The following is a 1,754-nucleotide window of genomic DNA, read 5'->3' as shown; positions in this document are numbered from 1 at the left end:
AGAGGATCTGCTCCTAGTACGAGAGGACCAGAGTGGACGAACCTCTGGTGTACCGGTTGTGACGCCAGTCGCATCGCCGGGTAGCTATGTTCGGAAGGGATAACCGCTGAAAGCATCTAAGCGGGAAGCCTACCTCAAGATAAGATTTCCCCGTGACTTTATGTCACCTAAAGAGCCGTTCAAGACCAGGACGTTGATAGGTTGGATGTGGAAGCATAGTGATATGTGAAGCTGACCAATACTAATTGCTCGTGAGGCTTGACTATACAACACCCAAACAGTTGTATACAAAGCATCAATCGATTCATAAATATGCAATATCCCTTGATTCAGCCTAATGCTGGAACATACAATTCAGACCCAGATCTGCCCGCTGTTAATAACTCATTTGGACCAAAGTACGGCATATACTGCACCGCAGTTAAATCAGACCCGAACAAGTCCATCAACAGTTGTGCTGGCGACCATAGCAAGAGTGAACCACCTGATCCCTTCCCGAACTCAGAAGTGAAACCTCTTAGCGCTGATGGTAGTGTGGGGTTACCCATGTGAGAGTAAGTCATCGCCAGCTCATTATTCTAAAAAGCCCCCTCATTGAGGGGGCTTTTTTTTATGCAGGGGATGGAAAAGTGGAAGTACCTTTAGTAGGGGCTGACTATTAAAAAATTATTTAAACTTATGAAAAATTAACTAACTAAAAAATTATGAGGATAAAGAAAAAGGGCAGTTCAGCCCTAATTCTTATAAGTTTTATATTAGTTAACCCATCAGATTATGATAAGCACTAAACAGAATCCAAAGAATCACAAGTGCTACAATTGGCTCAAGGACTCGTGCCCACCCAGGCACAAGTGGATTAGACTCTGTAGTGGATTGTAGTGCTTGTACAGGCTCCTGATGAGGGCTCTCTTGAATATTTTGCTGATTTACCATTTGATTAAACTCCTTCATGGTTTCTTCTAATGATAACTCTTCTTGCTCAATTGGTTTAGAACCTATCAACTCAGTTAGCTCACTTGTTGCCCAAACCCAGTCATCTGCCTGTCCGGATAGGTGTTCAATTTGTCCTAGTAAGAGTTCTTTTAGTCCTGAAGGACCGAAATTCCCCGTATCATCTAACTGTTTAATTTCAGAGAACTGTACTGATAATACCTGTGTAATCGCATCTTCCAGCTCAAATTTACTTAAATTGGACTGATTCTTAGGGCAGGTGGTTAAATGCCGGGCGATTTCCTGTATATACAGCTGATCTTGAGTACGAATTTCTTGATAAACCTTATTGGCATCATAACGCCATAAAGTAATCAGCTTTGCTAAAGCAAGCGTATTAATTTCACAAATATACTTTTTTCTTTGGTCAGCTGGGTATTGTTTAAGCAGCTGAGGCTTTTGAATTTGTATTTGCTCAGCGAAATATTGGACTAAATCAAAAGCCATGGTGAACTCCCTAATTTTTTTAATCTAAAAGTCTCAAACTCGGTTTTTTCTTAGGTGAATCAGTTGTTTCTTGTTCAGCAGATTTTAAAGTATCTTTTTCTGTTTGGGTATCTGGATATTCTGCTGGATCGAAAAATAAGCCCTGACCATTTTCACGTGCATATAAGCCTAGTACTGCCTCAATAGGAACATAGAGTTCGCGAGATGCGCCGGAAAAACGTGCGGAGAAAGTAATAGCCTCATTACTCATATGAAATTGATGTACTGCATGAGGTGCAATATTAAGCACAATCTGTCCGTCTTGAACAAACTGTTCT

2 protein-coding genes and 2 rRNA genes are annotated in these 1,754 nt (G+C 40.9%); 2 read left to right on the top strand and 2 right to left on the bottom strand.

The genetic code is table 11. The features are described from left to right. Together J502_RS15955 and rrf are read left to right on the top strand one after the other, a co-directional pair. Positions 1-266 (top strand): 23S ribosomal RNA (locus J502_RS15955); the annotation flags it as partial. A 190-nt stretch (positions 267-456) separates the two neighbouring features. Continuing rightward, positions 457-571: ribosomal RNA gene (gene rrf / locus J502_RS15950) — 5S ribosomal RNA — on the top strand. 188 nt (positions 572-759) lie between these two features. Here rrf and J502_RS15945 read toward each other — a convergent pair. Both J502_RS15945 and J502_RS15940 read right to left on the bottom strand, forming a co-directional pair. Next, positions 760-1,437 carry a hypothetical protein gene (locus J502_RS15945; protein WP_005016122.1) on the bottom strand — a complete coding sequence of 226 codons (678 nt, stop codon included), beginning with the start codon at positions 1,435-1,437 and terminating at the stop codon, positions 760-762. A gap of 19 nt (positions 1,438-1,456) precedes the next feature. Next, a partial coding sequence (locus J502_RS15940; RefSeq protein ID WP_034685181.1) for a ClpXP protease specificity-enhancing factor SspB occupies positions 1,457-1,754 on the bottom strand: 298 nt, incomplete at its 5' end.

This window comes from Acinetobacter sp. 1294596, assembly GCF_000582925.1.
Classification (GTDB): Bacteria; Pseudomonadota; Gammaproteobacteria; order Pseudomonadales; family Moraxellaceae; genus Acinetobacter; species Acinetobacter radioresistens.
Note: the sequence above shows the minus strand (reverse complement) of the source record. Positions and strands in the feature narration are given on the sequence as shown.